The 24,773-nt window shown below is 45.1% G+C and carries 17 protein-coding genes; 8 read left to right on the top strand and 9 right to left on the bottom strand.

Annotated elements, in window-relative coordinates; translation table 11 throughout:
- Positions 1–323 precede the first annotated feature (323 nt).
- A complete protein-coding gene (locus A8709_RS10560; RefSeq protein WP_065852307.1) occupies positions 324–1,136 on the top strand; it encodes a hypothetical protein in 813 nt (270 codons plus the stop codon).
- Between the two features lie 103 nt (positions 1,137–1,239).
- Positions 1,240–1,806 (top strand): hypothetical protein, encoded by a 567-nt coding sequence (locus tag A8709_RS34060; RefSeq protein WP_141692486.1) that lies wholly within the window; start codon positions 1,240–1,242, stop codon positions 1,804–1,806.
- A 94-nt stretch (positions 1,807–1,900) separates the two neighbouring features.
- On the opposite strand, the gene A8709_RS10550 is transcribed toward A8709_RS34060, so the two are convergent.
- The 3 genes from A8709_RS10550 to A8709_RS10540 all read right to left on the bottom strand — a co-directional run bounded on the left by A8709_RS10550 (position 1,901) and on the right by A8709_RS10540 (position 6,778).
- A complete protein-coding gene (locus A8709_RS10550) occupies positions 1,901–2,356 on the bottom strand; it encodes a GNAT family N-acetyltransferase (protein WP_065852305.1) in 456 nt (151 codons plus the stop codon).
- A 145-nt stretch (positions 2,357–2,501) separates the two neighbouring features.
- Positions 2,502–3,428, bottom strand: coding sequence for an aldose epimerase family protein (locus tag A8709_RS10545; protein WP_065852304.1), 927 nt, complete (start codon positions 3,426–3,428; stop codon positions 2,502–2,504).
- 11 nt (positions 3,429–3,439) lie between these two features.
- The gene (locus A8709_RS10540; protein WP_065852303.1) at positions 3,440–6,778 is read right to left on the bottom strand and encodes a DUF5107 domain-containing protein; all 3,339 of its coding nucleotides are present in this window, start codon (positions 6,776–6,778) and stop codon (positions 3,440–3,442) included.
- 108 nt (positions 6,779–6,886) lie between these two features.
- On the opposite strand from A8709_RS10540, the gene A8709_RS10535 reads away from it, so the two are divergent.
- Complete coding sequence (locus tag A8709_RS10535) at positions 6,887–7,777, top strand: AraC family transcriptional regulator (protein ID WP_084224810.1); 891 nt, start codon at positions 6,887–6,889, stop codon at positions 7,775–7,777.
- A gap of 13 nt (positions 7,778–7,790) precedes the next feature.
- Here A8709_RS10535 and ppdK read toward each other — a convergent pair whose 3' ends face one another.
- The 3 genes from ppdK to A8709_RS10525 all read right to left on the bottom strand — a co-directional run bounded on the left by ppdK (position 7,791) and on the right by A8709_RS10525 (position 12,969).
- Positions 7,791–10,472 carry a pyruvate, phosphate dikinase gene (gene ppdK / locus A8709_RS10530; RefSeq protein WP_065852302.1) on the bottom strand — a complete coding sequence of 894 codons (2,682 nt, stop codon included), beginning with the start codon at positions 10,470–10,472 and terminating at the stop codon, positions 7,791–7,793.
- The gene (locus A8709_RS34055) at positions 10,472–10,648 is read right to left on the bottom strand and encodes a GapA-binding peptide SR1P (RefSeq protein WP_167357049.1); all 177 of its coding nucleotides are present in this window, start codon (positions 10,646–10,648) and stop codon (positions 10,472–10,474) included. Before A8709_RS34055 ends, ppdK begins: the two co-directional genes overlap by 1 nt.
- A 293-nt stretch (positions 10,649–10,941) precedes the next feature.
- A complete protein-coding gene (locus A8709_RS10525) occupies positions 10,942–12,969 on the bottom strand; it encodes a beta-galactosidase (RefSeq protein ID WP_065852301.1) in 2,028 nt (675 codons plus the stop codon).
- 122 nt (positions 12,970–13,091) lie between these two features.
- Here A8709_RS10525 and A8709_RS10520 point away from each other — a divergent pair, with 122 nt between their 5' ends.
- The gene (locus A8709_RS10520) at positions 13,092–13,913 is read left to right on the top strand and encodes a helix-turn-helix transcriptional regulator (protein WP_167357048.1); all 822 of its coding nucleotides are present in this window, start codon (positions 13,092–13,094) and stop codon (positions 13,911–13,913) included.
- On the opposite strand, the gene A8709_RS10515 is transcribed toward A8709_RS10520, so the two are convergent.
- From A8709_RS10515 to A8709_RS10505, 3 genes are read right to left on the bottom strand one after another with little or no spacing between them, the layout of a single operon-like run.
- Complete coding sequence (locus A8709_RS10515; protein WP_065852299.1) at positions 13,897–15,726, bottom strand: response regulator; 1,830 nt, start codon at positions 15,724–15,726, stop codon at positions 13,897–13,899. The genes A8709_RS10520 and A8709_RS10515 overlap by 17 nt on opposite strands.
- On the bottom strand, positions 15,698–16,540 hold the full coding sequence (locus tag A8709_RS10510; protein WP_065852298.1) for a CheR family methyltransferase: 843 nt from the start codon (positions 16,538–16,540) through the stop codon (positions 15,698–15,700). Before A8709_RS10510 ends, A8709_RS10515 begins: the two co-directional genes overlap by 29 nt.
- A gap of 12 nt (positions 16,541–16,552) precedes the next feature.
- Positions 16,553–19,240 (bottom strand): response regulator, encoded by a 2,688-nt coding sequence (locus A8709_RS10505; protein ID WP_065852297.1) that lies wholly within the window; start codon positions 19,238–19,240, stop codon positions 16,553–16,555.
- Between the two features lie 278 nt (positions 19,241–19,518).
- Here A8709_RS10505 and A8709_RS10500 point away from each other — a divergent pair, with 278 nt between their 5' ends.
- The 4 genes from A8709_RS10500 (at position 19,519) to A8709_RS10485 (ending at position 24,681) form a co-directional block, all read left to right on the top strand.
- Positions 19,519–20,991 (top strand): circularly permuted type 2 ATP-grasp protein, encoded by a 1,473-nt coding sequence (locus A8709_RS10500; protein ID WP_084224809.1) that lies wholly within the window; start codon positions 19,519–19,521, stop codon positions 20,989–20,991.
- Between the two features lie 43 nt (positions 20,992–21,034).
- Positions 21,035–22,018: an alpha-E domain-containing protein gene (locus A8709_RS10495; protein ID WP_065852296.1), complete on the top strand. Its 984-nt coding sequence runs from the start codon at positions 21,035–21,037 to the stop codon at positions 22,016–22,018.
- Positions 22,019–22,267: 249 nt separating this feature from the next.
- Positions 22,268–22,987, top strand: a complete 720-nt coding sequence (locus tag A8709_RS10490; RefSeq protein WP_065852295.1) for a 3-ketoacyl-ACP reductase — start codon at positions 22,268–22,270, stop codon at positions 22,985–22,987.
- 236 nt (positions 22,988–23,223) lie between these two features.
- On the top strand, positions 23,224–24,681 hold the full coding sequence (locus A8709_RS10485; RefSeq protein ID WP_065852294.1) for an esterase-like activity of phytase family protein: 1,458 nt from the start codon (positions 23,224–23,226) through the stop codon (positions 24,679–24,681).
- The last annotated feature ends 92 nt before the right edge of the window (positions 24,682–24,773 follow it).

Raw genomic sequence — 24,773 nt, 5'->3', positions numbered from 1 at the left:
AGCCTCCTCATTTGTAAGCGCTTAATAAATTTGAAAATGAAATATTACGTTTCCTCTTCCTCCCACCAGCTTCCGCTCCACTGCTCCCCCCTTTTATCAGCCTGGCAGCTCGCACTTCATTGTCTTGTTGTATGCCCGCTCATTCAAATTTGAGTTCAGTATAGTTGAGAATAGGTGGATAACATAGGGGGTGAATGAACAAATCTCTTTCAGTTTTGATGGAATAACCGAAGGGTGGCAAGAAATAATCCGCACATAACCACCTTTTCTCACATAAAAATAGTGAATCACGCATACCGATCTTTGAAAATGGGGAGAAGTCCATGATCGTAATCAAAGGTACCAATAAACTAGCCTTTGGAGAAGGTACACTGTCTGAGTCAGAACTTGCCATCTACCATAAAAAGCAGAATAGCCCTTATGCCTATCGATATGATTCGGTTGACACTTTGCTATTCGAGCTCTACATGCGTAACCAAATCGCTGAATCCTCAAAGGCGCTAAGTAAAAGCGGTGTTTATTTTGCTGATTTCAAAAACTCGCAATGCAATCGGGCCTACTGGCACATTACGGAGCACGGAAGGTTTCGACTGAAACGAGGTGTTGCCCCCCAAGTGGCAATTAAGGATATTTTCACGAACGGCACCTCTTATGCTTTCGAGTGTTCCATGGCAGTCATCGTCGTTTTGTACAAGGCGATCGCCGAGTCCATAGAGCCGCTTCATTTCGATAAGCTATTCTCGAATCTATTATTATTTGATGGACAATCGAACAGGAACCTGCACCTGATAGACAGGACTGTGGTTGAGGAAGCTGTGATGGGGGATATTATTTATTTTGAAAACCCGGAGTTCGAACCTGCCATCCCTTGGGGAAAAGGTGAAAATGTCGTCATGATGGAAAACGGCAACTATTATGGACATGGCTACGGCCTTGGAATCGCCTCCGAGCAAGACGTAATTACCGTTCTGAATAAACACAGAAAACCAGAGAGTACACTCTCTGCCTTTCGGACGGACCGTTACGTGCATCCTGACTTTTCCTTCTTTGCCATGTTTCAACATGATCGACGACAGAAACCCCTCATTGCGAAAGTCGGAGATTGGATCTATGTTCGAAAAAACGAGCTATGGTAATCGATTTAATGGTATGAGCCCGATTTTTATATAGACATGTGCCCTACTAACTATTGCGTGCATAGGATGATGTATGCCTATACCGAAAGGGGAAAGACAAATAATGACATCAAGAAATTCACTAACTGGGGGCATTACCCCGATTAATCCTAACGAGGCTCGGATGGAGACACATCTTCCCGTTCCCGTACCTACTCAAGTTCCTGTTCAAGTTCCTGTTCAAGCGCCAATCCAGCAACAACCGCCGACATGGACGGGAGATAACCTCCCGATTTATCAACAACCTATGGCTGTTCCTGGCGGGTTTCAACCTGTGCCGCAGCAAGTTGGCGGCGTAGCACAGCCACATGGCGGCTATGTTCAGCCTCATGTCTACCATCCGCACCATCAATTTGTCCCGCATCCACATCATGCTCAACATCCGCATGCTTACCACCCGATGCACCATCTCGCTTATCACCCTGTGCATCATATGGCTTATCATCCAATGCATCACCTAGCTTACTATCCGCCTTATCACCATATGCACCATGGTCATCACCAACATATGATGCATCCTCATCACCATCAGCAGCAACATCATACTCACCACACCCAAGGACAGCAGACTCACCACACTCAACACAATCAACAGCAGCATACTCACCATAACCAGCACACACAAAATTAGTAGCAGATCTCTATACACATACGAAATAGACCATGAATGGAAAAAAGGAGCTCGCCTACGCGAGACTCCTTTTTCATTTTGTTCTTGTCTTTGATTAAAGCTCCAATGTCATAAATACACTATTCGGATCCTCGATATAATCAGCAAAAGGCTCACAATATTGAAAGCCCAAGCTGGCATACAACTTGATGGCAGGCTGGAAAGATGCCATGGATCCTGTCTCCAAACTCAAACGCACATATCCGCGTTGCTTAGCTACTTCAATGATGTGTACAAGTAATCGTTTGGCGACACCTTTTCGCAAGTGAGCACTAGCCGTTCTCATGGATTTAATCTCGCCATGTTGTCCATCCAATTCTTTGATGGCTCCGCATCCCATTAATTCGTTATGTTCCCACACACTCCAAAAGGTAATCTCTGGTTTACGCAAGCCATCCAAATTCAAAGCATGCATACTCTCAGCCGGAGACTGATCCGCCATATTCTGAAAATGCTCGCCAACTAAAGCTATAATTTCGGATCCCGTTAGATTGTCAATTTGAATCTCCATACCATTCCACTCCACTTTTTTGTTTTTACTAAGAAGTATACATGTTAATTAACCTTACGTCGATGTCAATTCTTACTAAAATAGCTGCTTACATCACTTTTTAACCTGTAAAAGCCCTACGATTTCTCGTAGAGCCCTTCCACTTTCAGATCGTTTCGTGCCAATCTCCTACACCTAGTGTGAGCTCTAGGTGCCATTCGAAGGATGAAAAGGCCGGTATCACTTCTGCTGTTCCATTTTCGATAGCTCTCTCTAAGGAGTCGTAGTAGCCAATGCTTGGTTCCAATGCGCAAGTCACCCGATCGTTAAACATCCCTCGGTCTATCCAAACACCTAAGTAGGGTACTTTCTCTGGCGGAACAGATACGATTAAGTAATTACCACTCTCTTCCCCATATAAGCCAGACCAGCCTGTCGGAACCTCGCCTTGGTAATAAAATTTCTGTCCATCGCCATTAACCACGGGAGATAGCCGCGATACGCCATCCCAATCATACGATTCCCCTTGCTTTAAAGTAAGGCCTCCGTATACACACAACATCCCCTCCGTAAACGTCGGAAGAAGAATACGTGTCGGTTCTGACACTGCGAATTGTGGATGCGGTACCCACAAAAAAGGCAAGGGTTGATCACCTCGGTTATCCACTCGGTAATCCAACCGGACTCTCTCCGCAGAAGCGAATGTGATTCGTCTAGTGAACTGATACGGAAGATGCGGGCTTCGCACCGAGCTGACGACTGCCTCTTCCTCCACCGTATTCTCCCAAGGGAGTGCCCACAGTTCCCCATGATCGGGCAGATGAACCCCATCATTCACGAACGATGGACAAGTATTAATCGTCGGGAAACATTCGTCCCAACCGCTCATATCCCAATCCGTGAAGGTAGAACCGTATACCGGAGTGCGCAACCTTCGATGACCGGAATCCAGCAGCCATTCCTTCCCTGTGGGCTTATACACAATGGAGACAATCTTTCCACCAAGTTCAGGTATCGTTTCGATACGGATTTGTTCGCTTTCCATGGTGATGGATGGGAACCCTTTATAGGTTCCCGTGGCGATATGGACCATGCTTTCTCTCCTTAAAGGCACATGCCCTGATGAATGCGTGCGCCCGTATGGTTCGGTTCCTTCAGAAGTGCCAGCCCAAATTGTTCTCGAGCAAGCGCCAACTGCCCTAGACCCAGTTGCCCGAGCCCCATCATGTAGCGGCAGTGGATTTCATTACGAACGTTCAAATTGTCTTCAAACACTAAGAAATCAGGTAAGGAAACAGCGAAATAATCGAACTTCACCTCGTCGAAGAGATGCTTCTCTGCATAATCGATCAATTTATTGAATCGACGCTTCGCTTCTTTTTCATTGCCCAGCGCAAGCCATGCCATCCCTTGGTAGAAAATCATATCAGGCGGCTGATCGTTATAATACATCGCGCTAGCCGGCTCATCCAAGCCTTGGGAAGCGATATGGAAGCAAGCAGCGGCTTGTTCGCTTTCTTTTAAACCCTCATGGGCGAGGCCGAGATAATAATAAATATTGTTTTCTTGGGCTCCTGAGAGCTTACCTTCACCTAGATTGTCAGGATAAATGAGAGCTTGTTGCAGTAATGTGACGGCCTCTGCGAATTTATTAGAAGCCAAAGCTTGTTTCGCCAGTTCAATATGGGCAAAAACATGCTGACCAGTTACTTTCCCCTCCCCACCTTCCCAAGGGTGGAAAATACGTGCTTGAAGTGCTCCTACAGCTTTCTCATGGTAACCTAGCGCATTCAGAAGGGTAATATATTCCACATAGAGATCATCACGTTTATTGACTAGTGCAAGCTGCTCCTCAAGCTTATTACAACGAGCTTCCGCTGTATAGCCGAGTTTTTTGTACAATTGATCTAACTCATAGAATACGCGTGCGTCATCAGGCTTGCAGGCAAAAGCCTTCTCCATCGCAATGCGTGCAAACGCAACATCTCCGCGCTTATTGAAATATGCGAGACACAGATTCCGATGCACGGTCGCGAAATTGTCGCTGATCGAACGAGAAGCTTCCCAATGCGTGATTGCATCTCCATGTCTCTTTTTGTCGTAAAACCAATTTCCCAGGTAATAATGTGCTTTGTCATCCTGAGAATCCGCTGCAATGACATGTGTTAAGATTTGCAAATCGAATAAACGGTTCGGGAAACAGTAATCAGACGGTGCCTCGTTACCAGCTTTCCTATGAAGTTGAGCCTGTTCCGAGTTTCCTATTTTCTCATGTAAGTAGCTGAGCGTATAATGAACCATCGGATACACGCCGGAAGATCCATGACCTTCAATCATCCGATTGAGCACTTCAATCGCCTCTTCGAACAAGCCGCAATTTGCGTAATCGGAAGCCAAATTCAGATAATTATGAGCATCTCTACGCATCAATCGTACCAGCTCTACTTTCACTTCACGAGCGAGTTCTTGCTCTCCTTGACTTGAAAGAATCAAGATACGTTCGTTGGCCGAACCGAAATCAGCGATATCGATTGTGAGTGTCTCTTGCGCATAAGCTAACGCTTCTTGATGCTGCCCCAATTTACGAAGCAGCGCCGCTTTCAGATGGCGTGCTTTGTAATTGCGTGCATTACGGACCAGTGAACGCTCAATGAGTTCCAGCGCTTCGCCGAAAGCTCCCTTCTCACAAGCAATTTGTGCGAGCGTGAAGTAACCTGCATCCTGCCATGCAGCGGACCATGTTGATTTGTAAAGCGCCGCGAAGGCTTCTTCCAATCGTCCCTGCGCTTTCAGTGCGACGCCTAACTGATACAGAGCTTCGCTGTCGTAAGGATTCGGATTCCGCCATGTGAGTGACTTTACAGCCGTTCGGAAGTGGCCTTCCGCCTCCTGAAACAGACCACGGCGCAGCAGAAGTGTTCCATAGGCTACATTAATCCGGCTATCGTTGGGATCGCGTCGTAATCCTTCAACATAGTAATCCTCGGGTTCGAACGTGGCATGGCGATACTGCTCTAAGTGCAACCCTGCCAAATAGAGTTGCTCATTCGTTTTGAGATCGGCAGGCTCCTGTAGTGGCTTAGCAGCATCTGGCACTTGCTCAATCGATGGCTTAGCAGGTTGGTAAGCTGTAAGTAAAGTGCCTTCCGCATCACGAACGGTCAGCTTCAAGTCGTGTACGTGATCATTTTCGTCAAGCGTAATGATCGACTTGAATGTTTGGGTCGGTGACAACTCCACAACTTCCTTCAGGTACGTACGGCTGCGTCCTTTTAGTTCCACAACCGCGCCTGCAAAAAGGGACGTTGCATAAGCAAAAACGACCGCTTCACGCGTTTTCTCGTCAACTTCTAGGTTAACAGCAGCATCGAGAGATGCATTTTTGACAACGCCGATATTTTTGTAGGGCATGAAATACTGTTTGAACGACTTTTCTTCATACGGCTGCAGCCACGTAAAGTCGGGTTGATTGTCCGTATATACACCGGTCATTAATTCGATATAGGGACCATCTTCATCGGTCAAATTGCGATCCCAAGCCTGTCCGAATTCGCCATTCCCCCATGTCCACTGCTTCTTCCCAGGCGAAACATGGTGATTCGCAATATGCAGCAAGCCTGCTTGCACACCATGGTCATAACCGCCGACAAAGTTATAATCCGATTTATAAGCCATATAGGATGTAGGTACAGGAATATTTTTGTACCGTGAAATATCCACGCCGGCAGAATAATCCATTTTGTAGTACGTTCCCGTAGCGATCGGGAATCTGGATACGTCTCGCTTACCATGATCGAATACAGCCGTTACATCTGGAGGAAATACGGATTGCGTTTGATCATTCACTGCAACCGCTGGGTTCGCCCACCATAAGAACGTTTGCGGTTCAGGTGTTCGATTATATAACTGCGCGGATATTTCGAGGTAAGCCTTACCTGGATATAAGCTGAAGCCCGCCGTTACTTTTGTCCCATACATACGATCGATTTCACTTACCCAGACTGTAGCGCTTCCATCTTCATTCGCCGTGAGCTTATATTCAACCGGACCGTACGTATTCGGACGATGATGCTGCGGCCAGTTGAATTCGATACCGCCGGAAATCCACGGCCCTGCCAAACCCACCAATGCAGGTTTAATGACACGGTTATAATAGACAAAATCGTAGTCATTTGTTTTGTCTACAGCGCGGTAGATGCGTCCCCCAAGCTCTGGCATGATCTCAATGCGAACATACTCATTTTCCAGAATAACCATGCGATACACCTGTGGCTTCTTCTCATCTTCAATTTTATCGATAACCGGATGCGGATATACTTTACCGGAGCTTCCTTGATACACGCGCTTCTCTAAGAACATCGGATTGCGATCCGGCTCTCCAATACCATAAGTCGGAATCGACATGTCTTCTTCCCATACGCGAACTTTCTGACTCACTCTCATCACTCCCTAATCTGATTATCTTAACTTTACCTCGTGCGCCAGCAATCGCCAATTGACAAAATGCTTAATGTGATGGATTATATTCTTATTTATAAGGGAGGGCTACATATGGATATGGAAAGGAAGCCAGAAGGCTTTGAAGAAGAGAAATTGTTTATTCTGCCTGCTTACATGCAAACTGAATTATCCCGCTCAGAGCTGACGCGAGATTTATTCGTAAGTGATATCGGATTTTTCCCGCGTGCCCTTCATCATTATCGGGAACGACCGGAAGGCAGCCCTTCCCACATTTTCATTTTTTGTTCGGATGGGGAAGGCTGGATTGAGCAGGATCACCAAAAGGCGATTCCTTTGACCCAAAACCACCTCGCTGTCATACCAGCTCATACACCACATCGCTATGGGGCATCTGCGGATCAACCATGGAGTATTTACTGGTTTCACCTGCAGGGAGAACATGCGGCAGCATTTATCCACATGTTTGGTATGGATAGAGGTCCCATGCATCTTCCAATCGGGGCTATGTCGGAGTTCAAGGATGTCTTTGATAAGTGTTATATCCTGCTCTCTGACAAAACCTACTCTCTTCCCATCCACACGCACGTCTCTCAATCTATCCGCCAACTGCTGAGTGGAATAGGAATTAGCACAGGTGGAACGGCTAAAGACAAAAAAAGAGAGCAATATCTAGAACTCGCTATCCGATACATGAATGATCGGTTGGAGGATTCGATAAAGCTCCCTGAATTGGCCAAGCATATAGGCTTATCTAAACAGCATTTAATTTTGTTATTTAATGAGGAAACGGGATTTCCGCCGATCGAATACTTTTTGCGTATCAAAATTCAAAAAGCCGCTCAGATGCTTAGTTTAACCGGGCTGTCTATCAAAGAAGTTGCCGCCAATATCGGCATCTCTGACCCCTATTATTTTTCCAGACTGTTCAAAAAAATGACGGGTTCTTCCCCCAGTGCCTACCGGAACGTTCCCAAAGGGTAAGGCGTCCATAGCTTTAAATGGCCTCAGCTACCTTAACAGCGCCAGAAATCCCATGATGAATAAACGCTTGTGCGGCAGCTATGCGAGCCATTGGAATTCGGTACGGCGAACAGCTCACATAATCCAGTCCAATGAGGTGGCAAAAGAAAATCGAATCTTTATCTCCGCCATGCTCACCACATATGCCCGTTTTCAAAGACGGTTTAACGAGTCGTCCTGTATTTACAGCCAACTCAATTAATTGCCCGACGCCTTCTGTATCCAAGACTTGAAACGGATTATGCGGCAGCAGCTTTTGATCGACATAGTGAGACAGAAATTTCCCTTCCGCATCATCACGGCTGTATCCAAACGTCATTTGCGTTAAATCATTGGTACCGAAGGAGAAGAAATCGGAATGCGCCACAATTTGACGGGCAGTAAGTGCGGCACGCGGGACTTCAATCATCGTCCCAACCTTATAAGGACATTCGCGAAGTTTCTCTTTCCCCAACACCTGGGGGGCAACGAACTCAACTAACTCTCGCAAAATTCGCAGTTCATTCGCATGACCGACTAAAGGAATCATGATTTCCGGGAGCACACGAATGCCTCTATCTAAACAACGAGACACTGCTCGGAATATAGCTTCAATCTGCATATCATAGATTTCCGGGTAGACAATCCCCAATCGGCAGCCCCGCTGTCCCAGCATGGGGTTCGCCTCGTGCAGCGCCTGCACCTTGCGAAGGAGATGTGCAACTTCCTCTTTTTCCACGCCAGATTCCTCGTTTTCATACGCCAATTGCGCATGTCTTTTTTGTAAATCCTCGAGGTTAGGGAGAAACTCATGCAGCGGTGGATCGAGCAACCGGATCGTCACCGGGAGACCGTCCATTGCCTCGAACATGCCTTCAAAATCGGACTGTTGCATAGGCAGCAGTTGGGCAAGTGCCTTCAACCGCTCCGTCTTGTCATCCGCTAGGATCATTCGTTGAACAACCGGCAGACGCGTCGGTGCAAAAAACATATGCTCCGTCCGGCATAATCCGATTCCTTCCGCACCCAGCTCTCTAGCCATTCGCGCATCCTGCGGATTATCGGCATTCGCGAACACCTTGAGTGTGCGAATTTCGTCTGCCCATTTCAGCATCACGAGCAGTTCGTTCGTCATCCGAGCTTCATGCAAGGGCATCTCCCCTTGAAGAACTCGTCCGGTTGCGCCATCGAGGGTAAGCCACTCACCTTCTTCTACAATTGTAGACCCGATAATCATCCGCTTCTCATCCAACACGATGCGCACTTCTTCACAGCCGCACACGCAAGGCTTGCCCATGCCTCTTGCCACAACTGCTGCATGGCTTGTCATCCCGCCACGACTTGTGAGTACACCTTCTGAAGCGATCACGCCATGAATATCGTCCGGTGTCGTTTCTGTTCTAGCTAGAATAACTTTTTTGCCTGCACGACTCCATTCTGCTGCCGTATCGGCATCAAATACCAATTGACCTATCGCTGCGCCTGGCGAAGCAGGAAGACCTGTGGCAATTACATCTGTGATAGCCCCTTCATCGATCCCTCGATGCAACAATTGATCAAGATGCGACACCTCCATGCGGTTAATCGCTTCTTCTTTCGTCAATACACCTTCATAGACTAGATCGACAGCAATCTTGAGCGCAGCTTGCGCATTTCGTTTACCGTTTCGTGTTTGAAGCAGGTACAGCTTATTATTTTCCACTGTAAATTCAATATCTTGCATGTCTTTATAATGTTTCTCCAGCTGCTTGGATGCCTCAAACAATTGCCTATAAATATCAGGTCTATCCTTCTCCAATGCAGCGATGGCGAGCGGCGTCCTGATTCCTGCTACCACATCTTCCCCTTGTGCATTGATCAAATATTCGCCAAAGAAAGTATCCTCTCCCGTCGAAGGATTTCTCGTAAAAACAACGCCAGTGCCACAATTGTCGCCCATGTTTCCAAATACCATGCTCTGCACGTTAACAGCTGTACCTTGTTCATCTGGGATGCGATTAAGCTTGCGATAAATTTGCGCCCTCGTATTATGCCAAGACTTGAAGACAGCTTCAACGGCCATTTGCAATTGCTCGTGGACATCCTGAGGGAATGCTGTGCCTGTTTTAGCCAAAATCACCAACTTGTAAGCTTCGATAAGTGCCTTCCATCCTTCAACAGTCACATCTTGATCGTGATGTACACCCTCTTTCTCTTTTACACGGTGTAACTCTTGTTCAAAATGGTGAGATTCAATACCAAGTACCACACTTCCAAACATCTGCATTAATCGGCGGTAGCAGTCATAAGCGAACTTTTCATTCCTTGTTAGTGAAGCTAAGCCCAGAACCGTTCTGTCGTTAAGCCCCAGATTTAATATGGTATCCATCATCCCCGGCATGGAGCTGACTGATCCGGATCGCACAGAAACCAGCAGTGGGTTGTCTCCGTTTCCGAATGTCTGATTTTTCTGTTGTTCTAAATGTTTAAGCGCTGCTGCTAGTTGTTCTAACAGTGTATCCGAGATCCGATTTCCTTGTTTAAAGAAAGCTAAGCAAGCCTGCGTCGTAATCGTAAAACCTGGCGGTACGGGAAGTCCTGCACGTGTCATCTCAGCGAGATTGGCTCCCTTTCCTCCCAGCTCAGCTTTCATTGAAGCATTTCCATCTTGAAAAGGTATGGCGAGTTTCTGGATCATTATTGGTCGGCCTCCTTGTTTTTATCCCTGCATGCGCTTGAATTACACAAACCATACAACCTTCGATAGCCGTTCGTTGGTACCGTACGAATCACTTGATGACACGATTTACAAATGATAACTCCAAGATCAAACCGATGAATGGCCGCCAATGCTACATGCTTTGTATCAGACATTGTCGCTTCCCCCTTCGTCATGTACTTACCATTTCAGTTAAGCTTGATGCTCTTCCTCTTCGTCTTTATTAGTATGTCATAAATGTAACATTACATTATATATTACACAATATATAGATGGTATTTGTAACAAAATAGACATATTTGCGTCCATTTTTAGATGAAAACAATATATATGACGTAATAATAGTGGGGTATGAAACATCTAATTTCTAAACTCATGACAAAGAACCCTACAATTTATCGTAGGGTTCTATATGATTAATCCATCCTAGCTACTCGATGTGCTACATTTACCTCTCAATGATCAATACAGCCTTAGGCTGCAGAGTGACCTCATTTTCTATAAATTCCCCTGAAAGTAGATCCGTCCCCTTGATGTCGCCTAACATAATCGCCGCAGCTTCATTATTATGATTTAAAATAAAGACATACGATTTCTGATCTGCCGAAGTTCTCGTTGAAACTTCAACGCCAGGCACATGTGGCAGTGGCGCAGTAATCCCTTTCTCTCTGCACAAATTGCTGAGCAGTCCTTGGAGGAAAGCAGGCTCTGGACTAGAAGCGACATACCAAGCTTCACCCGCACCGTATTTATTTACAGTGAGAGCAGGCATGCCTTTATAAAACTCTTTGCCATAAACAGCTCTCACTTCCGCGCCTTCAGCGTGAATTAAATCACACAAAATGCCACATTGGTAGCTGCCCTCAAGCTCACCCCACTGCTCGTTCAACTGCATTTGGTTGCTCTGATCAGGAAAAAGCGCATCGATTTCTTCGGCCCAAATGCCGAGAACACTTCGCAACTCACCTGGATAGCCGCCAAGCGTTACGCGGTCATGTTCATTGACGATGCCACTGAAGAAAGTGGTAAGAAAGGTACCGCCGGCCTGTACGAAGTCTTCGACTCGTTTCGCATATCCACTTTTCACCATATAAAGAACGGGTGCAATGACGATATCATAATGGGATAGATCGGCATCCACACCGATCATATCAGCCTGAATATTTTGCTGGAATAACGCATCGTAATACTTATGAACTTCATTTACATAGTCCAGAGCAATCGTCGGACCGCTTGAAAGTTCAATAGCCCAGCGGTTTTCCCAATCAAAAACAATACCGACACGCGCTTTAACTTCTGCATCGAGCACTTTATCAGAAAGCTGTTGCAGCTCATGACCTAACTCCGCGCATTCTCGGAATACCCGTGTATGTTCATGCCCGACATGCTCAATGACCGCACCATGGAATTTCTCACAGGCTCCTGCCGAACGACGTAGTTGGAAAAAGAGGATCGTATCCGCACCATGTGCAACTGCTTGGTAACTCCACAACCGCATAACACCTGGACGTTTCAAGGAGTTGTACTTCTGCCAGTTCTGTTGACTCGGTGTTTGTTCCATCAGCATGAATGGCATGCCGTCCTTTAATCCGCGCATGAGATCATGCGTCATCGAAGTGAGGCTCACGGGCGTATCCAGGGAAGGATAGTTGTCCCATGAGATGACATCCAAATAAGGCGCCCATTTGAAATAGTCTAATTCTTTGTAAAGCCCCATTAAATTCGTCGTGATAGGTATTTGAAGAGAATGCTCCCTGATGGCGTTATATTCAAGCTTATAGCAATCTAACAAGCTATCGGACATAAACCTACGATAATCCAAAGAAATACCTTGGAAGAAGGAGCGATCACCAGGTCTTTCCTCTGAAAGGGCATTTGGCGGCACGATTTCCTCCCAATCATAGAAGGTATGACCCCAAAATCCTGTATACCAAGCTTTATTTAATTGCTCTAACGTTGAATAACGCTCTTGCAGCCATGTGCGGAATGCGCTCGCGCAATGATCACAATAGCAATAACCCCCGTATTCATTGGAAACGTGCCAAATGAGAATGGCCTCATGATCTTTATAGCGTTCTGCTAATTTGGCCGCCATCCGTTCGGAATAGGTACGAAACGTTGGACTGTTGGGACAAGAGTTATGTCTAGCCCCAAATTTGCGTTTACGCCCTTCAAAATCCACACGACAAACATCCGGATATTTCCGTGCCATCCAAGCCGGATGTGCGCCTGTACTCGTCGCTAAACAAACATAAGTCCCATTTGCCCAAAGACGCTCAATGGTTTCATCCAGCCATGTAAAATCATACGTATCTTCATTCGGTTGCGAAAGCGCCCAGGAGAATACGTTAATTGTCGCTACATCTATGCCCGCAAGGTTAAACATGCGTAAATCCTCGTTCATGATTACTTTATCCCATTGCTCAGGGTTATAATCTCCGCCGTACCAAATCTTAGGAAGCCTGGTATTAATCACGTCTCGCACCTCTTCGATTATTATTTCATATAAGAATAAATACATTATATTGGATTCATTATCATGTTAAAATATAATATATTTACATACCTATATAAGAAAATGGAACAGGATGGTTCATGATGCATACCCGATTTGTCCTAACCCCCACTACCGCGCAGCCTTACCCTTTATATATCGAAAGCATTGGTCATCATGAAGATCAGGAGAAACTCATAAGAACCGCTGGGCTCCCTTCCTATCACTGGCTGCAGACTTATGCGGGTGAAGGAGAGTTTGAGCTGCATGGGAAAAAGATTCGATTAACACCAGGCATGGGCGTACTTATGCTCCCTGACGTTCCCCATGCTTATTATGCCATTACCGAGACATGGTGCACGCAGTATGTCACCTTCGGAGGACATTGTGTGCAATCCATTCTAAGTACATTAGACATGCTAGTCTCCTCCGTTTATCGATGGGATGAGGATGGTCCTTTGCATCACGCCGTTGGACATATGCTCAATAACTTAAAGACACGCGAAGATTATTCCGGCTATGATGCTTCGGCGGATTTATATCATTTTCTAATCCAGATTAAAAAACATGCCCAAACCAATAACCGTACCTCGATTCGCAATCAAATGCTGCATCTCCAGCCATTGACGGAATGGCTCGAAGGTCACTATCCAAATCCGGACACCGGGATCGAACAGATGGCAGCAGTCCTTCGCGTAACGCCAAGACATTTGAATACACTGTGTCAACATGCCTTCGGTCTCTCGCCTTATGCCTACCTCATTATGATGCGGCTTCGTAAGTCCAAAGAGATCCTGCTCAGTGACAGACAGCGGTCAATTAAAGATATTGCCGTCAATGTGGGATTCCGTGATGCGAGTCACTTTATTGCCAGCTTTCGCAAGCACATCGGCTATACGCCAGAGCGGTTTAGGGAGTTGAATTAAATCTTTCAGCCGATTTTCCATCATTACCCAAACTAAAATGTACAAAAAATGTCGTTCCTTTAAGGCTGGTTTGCACCTTAATCACCGCATTATGCCGTTCCGCAATCCCATAGCAAATAGATAAGCCCAGACCTGTTCCCTTGGACTTCGTACTGAAGAACGGCGTTCCTAACTTCTCAAGGAATTCTTCCTTAATCCCTTCGCCTTGATCCTTAATCTCCAGCACAACTTGTTTATCATCTGCGTATGTCTTGATCGTTAAGATGCCGCTGATAAGCATGGCGTCCAGCCCATTAAGAACGATATTCAAAATGAGCTGGCGTATCTCTTTTTCATCCAATGGAATGAGCGGACATTCGCCTGATTCAAGCACAATCGTGTGATTGCCCATCATGGCTTTCGATTGTATGAGAGGAAACAATGTTTCGATGATCGTATTGATCTGGTTTAGTTTACGGCTTGTCGGAGCTTGCGCGGCGACAGATAGAAACTCGGTCACAATATTGTGCACCCGGTCCAACTCTTCGATCATAATGTCAGTGTGTTCCTTGGATGGATGGCTTTTAGACAATTGCAAAAACCCGCGCACGGTCGTCATCGGATTTCGAATTTCGTGAACGATGCCAGCTGCCATTTCCCCCGTTAAATTTAACCGATCCAAGCGAACCATTTCCTTTTCCAGAAACACCCGTTCTGAGATATCTGTCACGACACTAAGGAGGCAATCTTCCCCATGAATCTGCATCACTTCGTTCGATAACAAGCCTTCGTGCAAGTCGCCCGTATGGGTCATAAACCGAATTCGGATATTTCGAGCCGGCTTCCATGGATCATGCTTTTCCCAAGTCGACTCGCGTTCACGTAGATCATCCGTATCAACAAGATATTGCAACACGTCCGAGTTTCCATTAATCACTTCACTTTTCTTAAACCCAGTAACTTTAAGCAGGCTATCATTTACATTGATGTATCGCTTATCCTTCATCGACCTCAAGGCAATTAGACAAGGCGTCGTATCAAAAATTTTGCGAAAACGCTCTTCCTCCATCATTTTACGATCCGAGACATCACGAATCGAACAAACGTAGAGCTGTTGTCCAACAATGCTGGCTTTGCCAACTTGAATATCCACAGGAAATGGAATCGCGTCTTTACGTACAGCCGTTGTTTCAATGAGCTGCGTGCCACTACTTTTTTCAGCCAAAAGAAAGGATGACAGCTCGGGCACAATACGATCAATAGACTGACCAATCAATTTATCGGAGGAATAGCCGAACATTTGGGCAGCTACCGTATTCAAGGTTTGCATATAGCCATGCTCATCAACCATAACAATCGTGTCATTAGACGTTTCTCCAACCATCTCTAACACTTCATTCTGGAGCTTAATTTGCTCCTGATAGTGATGCAGTTGGACGAAGGCTTCGATTTTCATTTTCAACGTTTCGGGGTGGAATGGCTTAAAAATATAATCAATGGCACCGACAGAATACCCATGCTTCACATGCTCTGCTGCCTGACTAATGGCGGTGATAAAAATGATTGGAACATACTTGGAACGCTCTCTCATTTTAATAAGCCTAGCTGTTTCAAAACCCGTCATCCCCGGCATCTGCACATCTAGCAAAATAACGGCAAATTCGGTTGTTAACATATGACGCAAAGCTTCCTCGCCAGAGTGTGCAGAGAATAACCGATAATTCGGTGAGTCCAAAATCGCTTCCAGTGCGATTAAATTTTCCGGGCGATCATCCACCATCAAAATATTAACTTTGGACACTGTGTTATTTAACTTTGCGGTAAAGTTTTTCATTATGTTCCATCTCCTTGTAACAGTCTGCGAAGCTTGTAAAAGTTATACTTTCTTTATGTCCAAGACCAAGGAACCCGGATGGAATCAAACTTTGATAAAACAATTCATGAACACGGTTTTGAAGATGTGTATTAAAGTAGATCATCGCGTTGCGGCAAATAATAACATGGAACTCATTAAATGACTCATCAACTGCCAAATTATGCTGAGCAAACGTTATTTTACCGCCAAGAAAAGGTTGAAATTCGGCTCGGCCATTGCTGACTGAAACGTATTCAGTCATTGATTTTTTGCCACCTGCCAGCATGTAATTCTCCGTATATTGCTGCATGCGTTCGGCAGGGAACGATTCAAGCTTGGCTTCTTCAATGACTGCTTCGTTCATATCCGTGGCATATATTCTTGTTTTGGCAAGCAGTTTTTCCTCATGCATCAATATTGCCATGGAATAGGCTTCTTCACCCGTTGAGCAGCCTGCATGCCAAATGCGAATGCTGGGGTACTCCCTCAACAGGGGGACGACTTTATTTCTGAACGCTTGAAAGAAACTAGGGTCTCGGAACATTTCCGTCACGTTAATGGAGAAATCATTCGTTAATCTCTTAAACGTATTGCGATCATGCAAGACTTTCTCCTGCAAGCCAGAGATGGTCTTCAGGCGCTCTGCTCGGATACGGTACCAAATTCTGCGACGTATGGTAGGGAATACATAGTTTCGGAAATCAACGCCATAATGCCGATAAAGCGCTTCAAGTAAAAGTTCAATTTCTATCTTTTCAAGTTCATCTATCGGTTCATTATCATTCGTACACACCTATCTGACCACCTATCTATCTAACCAATAATGAATAATGGCAAATAACTGATCCAACTTTACCGGCTTACTGATGTAATCGGATGCACCTGCTTCCATGCATTTCTCTTTGTCTTCTTTCATCGCCTTTGCCGTTAACGCAATGATAGGCAGCGACTCGAAATCTGACATTTGTCGAATGGTACGCATCGTCTCATAGCCATCCATTTCAGGCAGCATAATATCCATCAGTACAAGGTCCACATCAGGATGTTCCTGTAGGACATTCAAACAATGCAGCCCGTTTTCAGCAAAAAGTACGGTCACTTTCTTGCTTTCCAAGGCAATCGTTGTGGCGTATATATTTCGCATGTCATCGTCGACAATCAATATTTTTTTACCTACCCATACTGCATCGTTCCATTCTGCTTCCGAGGCTTGGGACTCAACTATGATTGGTGAGTTGGTACCTGTTGCAGCTGATTCTTGGTGATGCTCGACTGGAATAGCAAGCACATCCATCTCGCCCCAAGGCAGAATAAGCGAGAAGGTACTTCCTTTCCCCACCACACTATTGACGACGATTCCGCCATTTAACAAATGCGCCATGTTTGAACTGATCGAGAGTCCGAGTCCGGTACCTCCGTATTTGCGATTTGTCGTCCCATCCGCTTGTTGGAACGCTTGGAAGATCAGATTTTGCTTTTCCTTCGGAATTCCGATCCCAGTATCACTAATTGAAAAAGCAACCCCAGCTTGAATCATATTGGCATTCTCGTGATCAGCCAACATGCCTTGGTGCGCACGGTGAATGTGCAGCTTAACTTCCCCCCGCTCCGTAAATTTAAAAGCATTGGATAGCAAGTTTTTAACAATTTGTAACAGACGCTGCTCATCTGTAAATATAGAAGAAGGCAGATCCTCATCCCGTATCGTAGTGAAGGTAAGGCCCTTTTGATGGGCGACCGGGAGAAACTGCTGCTCCGCAAATTCGATAATGTCATGCAGGCCGACCATCCCATGGATCAAGTCGATTTTACCCGATTCAACCTTAGATAAATCGAGAATATCGTTGATTAATTGAAGCAAGTCATTACCCGATTGATGGATCGTATGGGCATATTTCACCTGGTTTGCGTTCAAATTACCATCCACATTATCAGAAAGAATACTAGACAAAATGAGCAAACTGTTAAGCGGAGTACGCAGCTCGTGTGACATGTTGGCCAAGAATTCGGATTTATACTGTGAACTAAGCGCCAACTGGATAGCCTTTTCTTCCAACAGCGTCTTTGTCTTTTCCACTTCCTTCGTCTTCTGCTCCGAGTTTTTGTACTGCTCCTCCAATTTCCCGTTAATGCCTTTCAGTTCTTCTGACTGGGTTTGCAGCTCTTCTGTTAACACCTGGGACTCGGCTAGCAGTTGCTCAACCTTCATACGTCCTGCAATGCTGCTTAATACACTTCCCAAATGAGTGGATACATGCTGCAGAAACGTTTGTTGAATCGGGCTAAATATCCCAAATGATGCTAGTTCAATGACAGCCACGACTTCACCTTCGAACTGCACAGGCATAATCAGTAGGCTGGCGGGTGATGCCTTTCCTAACCCTGAGGAAATTTGAATATAATTCTCTGGAACGTTATTTAACAGAATGGTGCGGCATTCCAATGCGGCTTGACCGACCAGTCCCTCTCCGTTCTTAAAGGATTCCATACCAATATGCGATGGTTGATAGGCATAAGAAGCCAGTTTGTTCAACTGCTGACGCCAACCATTGCCTTGCTTCAAATAAAATACGCCGTAGCTTGCTTCAACGAGTGGGGTAATTGTGGTAATGAACAGCTGTGCTAAAGATTCTAAATTATGAACGCCTTGAAATTTCATAGCCATTTCAACGACGTTGGTTTCGAGCCAACGCTGCTCTTGCTCCAAGGTGGCATATTGATTCAACGTTTTCGCCATTTCATTAAACGAACTAGCAATGTCGCCAATTTCATCTTGTGTACGAACTTCAATGTGAGGTAATTTGGAGGCGGTCTTGGAATCATAAGTAACACTTGTGATCACACTTGTAATTTTGAAGAGATTGCTGGTAATACGATGAGATAAAATGAGGCCAATAAGCAAGGTTAATAGAAAGGTGATGACGGTTAAGATGGCCGTCATTCCGTTAACAAAATTAACCATCGATGTATTTTCTTTTTTCCCCTGATCTAATAAGGCCTGTTGAGCGTCAGCAAACGTCTTTGAGAGTGCGCCTAACTGTTGGCCGATCGGCAGAACTTCGTTTTTAAAATAAACTAAAGCTGCCTCTTGATCATTATCCCTCTTCAGATTATCCAACATTTTCTCGTATTTTCTCAGGAAAGATTGATTCATTTCATATAACTTCTGGAAAGATTCCTTCACATCAGAATTTTTGATCATAGATCCAACTTGCCCAGTAAGTAGATTCAACTGTTCATTCGATGTTTGGAGTTCAGTTAAGAAATCGGAATCATGGGTCAGAAGATAGCCTCTCAAGCTATTGGTTTGCTGCACGGATAAATACTGAATATCTTTTGCTTTACTCAGCACCACGCCTTGCTGGTCTAATAGCTCATTGAATGATTGATTTAGTTTATCATTATACAAATAGGCAGTAATATTGACCGCGGTTACAAAGAAAGCAACGGATAAAAAGCCGATAAGCAGCTTACTTCGAATCGTGAACCTCACAGGGTTTCCTCCCTAATCATTTATGCAATTGTATTTGTTGTTTTAATACAACGACTATCTTAATCTTACTAGTTTTTATGACAATACATAAGTTAGTAAAAAAAATTGTGAACGAGCTTGTCTTTTAATCGTCATAAAATAGACACAATTACACCGTGCGGTTTCGACATACTTTAGATGTTCGCTTGCTCTATACTTTAGCTGTGTTATCCATATGTTATAAAAGTTTACACAAAAATAGTGGATGAAGTGATAACAAACTGTGGAGGGATTCTATTATGGCCATGCTGATGATAAAGGATAACATGAACCAGCTTTTTGCAGATTACGAACATCAAGCTTTTTTCGATGAAATGTTTGAAGGGCGGGGAAAAGTGCGAGCCCACTATGGCAACATGCTGCAGCGACTGCTGAACATGGGCCTCGTGGAACTGCAGGAACGTGATACGATCATGCAATCGGAGATGGTTAAGCAAGGTATCACTTTTACACTATACGGTAATGATCCAGAGGAGTCCTCTCAGGAGCGGACGATTCCATTCGATTTGCTTCCTAGAATTATCACTTCGAACGAATGGTCTCATCTGGATTCCGGCTTGAAACAGCGAGTTAAAGCACTTAATCATTTCATTTGGGATATCTATCATGAACAGAACATTTTGAAAGATGAGCTGATTCCACGTGACATGGTTATGAACAATCCTTACTATGTGCCAGAGATGGTCGGCTTAGATGTTCCCAATGGTGTATACATTCCCCTGTCGGGAATTGATATCATTCGCGGTCATTCTGGAGAGTTCTATGTGCTTGAGGATAATTTAAGAACCCCTTCAGGCTTGTCTTATGTGTATAAGAACCGATCGCTAATGACGAGCTTGTTCCCGAAATTGTCTTTTGATTACCAGACACGTGATATTGATCAAGGCTTGAATGCCCTATTAAGTAGCTTGCGCAGCTTGGCTCCAACTTCTAAACCTGACCCACTTATCGTCCTGCTTACCCCTGGCATTTATAACGCAGCCTATTACGATCATACCTTTCTAGCACAAGAAATGGGAATTGAACTCGTCGAGGGCGGGGATCTTGTTGTCCTTGACCGTTTCGTTTATATGAAAAGCAGACACGGGCTGCGTCAAGTGGATGTTATTTATCGACGTATTGATGATGAATTCCTAGACCCGCTCACCTTCCGCAAGGATTCCGTACTGGGTGTGCCAGGGTTGATGGACGCGTACCTCGCCGGACATGTAGCACTCGCTAATGCGCCAGGCACCGGGGTAGCTGATGATAAAGCGGTGTATGCATTTGTTCCTGATATGATCCGCTACTATCTAAACGAAGAACCAATATTAAACAATGTGCCTACGTACCTTTTAAACAGACCTCATGAACGAGAATATGTCCTCTCCCGCCTATCCCAAATGGTGGTCAAAGAACGCTCATTGTCGGGTGGATATGGCATGTTAATCGGCCCTGCTGCAACAGAAGAGGAAATTAAAGCGTTCGCTGAAAAAATAGTTCAGTACCCTGAGCGGTATATTGCCCAGCCTACAATGAAGCTTTCCTGCAGCCCATCGCTTACCAATGACACCATTGCTCCGCGTCATATCGATTTGCGTGCTTTTACTTTCATGGGTCCTGAACCCTATGTCGTGCCTGGCGGATTAACCCGTGTTGCACTCAAAAAAGGTTCGCTTGTCGTGAATTCGTCTCAAGGCGGGGGGACAAAGGATACGTGGGTTCTCGTGTAACCTTTCCCCCATAAAATTGATCTCCCACGAGGTGAGGATAGATATGATTAATCGCTATGCGAACTTGCTGTTTACAATCGGACGTTATTTAGAACGGGCAGAGAATTATGCTCGCATCATCAACATCAACTACACGATGCGTCATGACTTAAAGGATAGTGAGCAAGGCTATGCATGGGAGCGGCTTGCAGCAGCCGTTGGCGATGTTAACGAACTGAAGCACCGCTACCCTCATGCAAATGAATGGACCATCCTGAACTATTTGACCTTTGAACAGTCGAATCCCGACTGCCTTTTATCCACAATTCAGCAGGTTAGAAATCATATTCGCACCATACGGCCCATGCTGCCTGTTGAGCTCTGGGATATTATCAATGCGTTCTATTTATGGTTGAAGGATCAAGATGTGAGCCATGTGATGGCGCAGTCTCCTTATTTATTCTATAAGCGCATAAGTGAATCCCTCTCTCTGTTTAACGGCGCTGCGGATTCAGCGATGGTTCGAGGAGAGAATTGGAATTTACTTCAAGCAGGTAAATTTTTAGAACGCATACGTCATACGCTCTACCTGGTAAATGCCAGTTACAGCCATTTAATCACAGATGCTGAATGGCTTGATGACGAAAACCGTTATAATCGACTCATGGTGCTTCTGAAATCCTGCGGCGGCTATGAAGCGTTCCGCAAATTCCATGCGAATCACATGAAACTTAGTGAAGTCATGGTGTTTCTACTTCAGAATTCCGAATTTCCACGTTCCGTTCAATTTGCAACCACTTCCTTACGGGGGTATCTCGAATCGGATCCTGTACAGCTGCCTTCTATTGAAGCGTTGTCGAATCAGGTAAGCTATGTAATCGCCTGTATTCGTGCAAATCAACAAGACTCCGGTGAGATTAACCAAGGGGATGAATTACGGTTGATACAGCAATTGCTAGATTCATATAACGATCTACGTTTAGGTCTCTCGGAAGGATTCTTTCAAGAGGCAACTCATTCTGTGATGGTACATGTTGGCGGGAGATAGATTCATTGGTTAGGAAGCTGCCTGTTATACGGAGGCAGCTTTTGTTGTGTTTATTGACATCTATCCTACCAATTCCATAACCCCCCACTCCTTCTTATTTCAAAACTACCCGTGTCACTCCTCACACGACTGCCCGGAAAACTTGCTTATCCTTGCATTTTCATTGATAATAAATCGCGTAACCGCGAGTTGCAAATGAACCCCTTATTCGGGGAGATTTCATACATAAAGCTAGAAGGAGCGATCACTATGACCCTACACAATCAAACAGCGATTATTACTGGAGCAGGAAAAGGAATCGGTAAATCGACCGCCATTGCCTTAGCCAAAGAAGGTGTTAATCTTGGATTACTCGCCCGGAGTCGTGCCGACCTTGAATCTCTTCAACGCGAATTGACAAGCACCTATGGTATTCAAGTGCACATCGCGACTGCCGATATTTCTAACAGAGCTGAAGCAGAACTGGCCGTAGAGACACTCATTAAAGAGCTCGGATCCGTTGATATTTTACTCAACAATGCTGGAACGGCCCAGTTCGGTACATTGGTTGATATGGACCCAGCACATTGGGAGCAAATCATCCAAACCAATCTGATGGGCACCTACTACGTGACGCGCGCCGCATTGCCAACCATGTTGAATCAAAAGAGCGGCAGCATCATTAACATCGCATCAACCGCTGGAGAACGCGGCTTCGCGACTGGCTCGGCCTATTGCGCCTCAAAGTTCGCTATTCTTGGCTTAACCGAAGCGCTCTTACAGGAGGTTCGCAAATCGAACATCCGTGTCACTGCACTCACCCCATCAACCGTGAATACGGAGCTATCTGTCAATGCCGGACTTCCCATTGGTGACGAAGATCGCATGATGCAACCGGAGGATGTAGCCGAACTTATCTTGGCAGCTTTAAAATTACCGCAACGCGTTTTCCTAAAAACCGCTGGGATCTGGACAACGAATCCGCAGTAACCGCCTATTAAATTGAGGTATTCCTGTCTCACACATTTGATTAATAACAAAAGACCGTTTAAGCCACTTCACAGGCTAAGAACGGTCTTTTTTTCATTACTACCTGTACATCCTTTTACCAAATCCAAAAATTTACAATTCATAAACATTCCAATAGCATTCTACTAACATAACTTTGATATAACTAGAGATGTTACGTACATACTTCTGGCCTATGAAAGGGAGTTAAAGAAAAGATGAATAGAAAATGGATTGCTAACACAACGATGCTTCTTGCACTTACCGTAGCTTTGGCAGGGACGGCTTCAGCAGCAACAAAGACAGGCGAAACTTCCGATCAAGTAACGTATTCTAACAATGGTAAAACGGTTGTTCCTTCCACTCCGGCAGTGAATATGGATGGAAGCTTATATTTGCCAGTTCGTGCACTTGGCGAGGCAATGGGCAAATATGTGGATTGGGATGAGTTCCGCAGCAGCGTTTCATTGACAGACAAGCCTACTTTGACAAATAAATACGAACTCAAAGCGCCGGACTTGGCAGCGGGCATCAAAATGGGTGTGGGCTCTTCCTTAACTCACCTTCCAGGAGATCCTGACAACGTGTTCTACACGACGGCAGATCGTGGTCCGAACGGCCAACCTACAGTGAATGGCGTGACTGTACGTACGTTCCCTCTTCCAAACTATACACCTACGATCTATAAAATCTCTGTAAGCAATGGTGAAATCAACATTCTCGATAAATTCCCTTTAAAACTTACTGGAAATGATCCAGTGACAGGAACTCCGCTGATCACGGGTCTGCCTAATATTAAAGGAAGAGACGAAGTGCCATTCGATGCTAAAGGCGAGAAACAATTGGCTTACGATCCTTACGGCCTGGATATTGAAGGATTGGCTTATAATCAAAAAGATGATACGTTCTGGATTTCGGACGAATACGGCCCATCCATTGTACACGTGAAACGTGATGGTACGATCATCGAACGCATCGTGCCGAAGGGCTGGTCCGCGCTGGCGGCAACTCCACTAGTACCAACACGTGAAATGCTTCCTGAAGTTTACAACAAGCTGCGCCAAAACCGTGGAGCTGAGGCTGTTGGTATTACTCCAGACGGCAAATACATGTTCATGGCTATGCAAAATGCCCTTCGCAATCCAGATAAATCCATGGATAATTCACGTCAAGTTCGTATCATCAAGTTCGATCTTACTAACTTGAAACCGGTAGCGGAATTCACTTACTTGTTAGAAGATGCAAAGCAATTTAAGGATCTCGCTCAAGGCGATATCGTCGTCTCCGATATGGTTGTTGTGAACGAGAATACACTATTGATCGATGAGCGCGATAAATTCTCGGGAGATAAAGCTCAACTGAAACGCATTTACGCGATTGATCTTTCAACATCCACCAATGTTCTTGGTAAATATGATACAGCTCAAGCAGCAGGTAAAACACTTGAGAGTATGACGATTCAAGATTTGAAAACAAACGGCATTCTGCCTGCTAAGAAAAGAACGATCCTTGACGCGGTAGAATTCAAATTCCCTTACGAAAAAATTGAAGGTGTTACGCTCGTTAACGGAGATACGCTTGTTATCACGAACGATAACGATTTCGGAATTGACAGTACATCACCTGAGAACGGTACACTGCTGTGGACTTTTAAATTACCTACGAAGTTGCAATAATAACAGTATGAAGTAAACCAAAAGAGCAGTCCCGCTGAGGGAACTGCTCTTTTTTGCGCTTTTCGACCATTTGGCACATGCCTATAACGTTT

Origin of the sequence: Paenibacillus pectinilyticus (genome assembly GCF_001700435.1) — a bacterium.
GTDB lineage: Bacteria > Bacillota > Bacilli > Paenibacillales > NBRC-103111 > Paenibacillus_E > Paenibacillus_E pectinilyticus.
The sequence above is the reverse complement of the archived record's forward strand: the minus strand, read 5'-3'. Positions and strand labels throughout refer to the sequence as shown.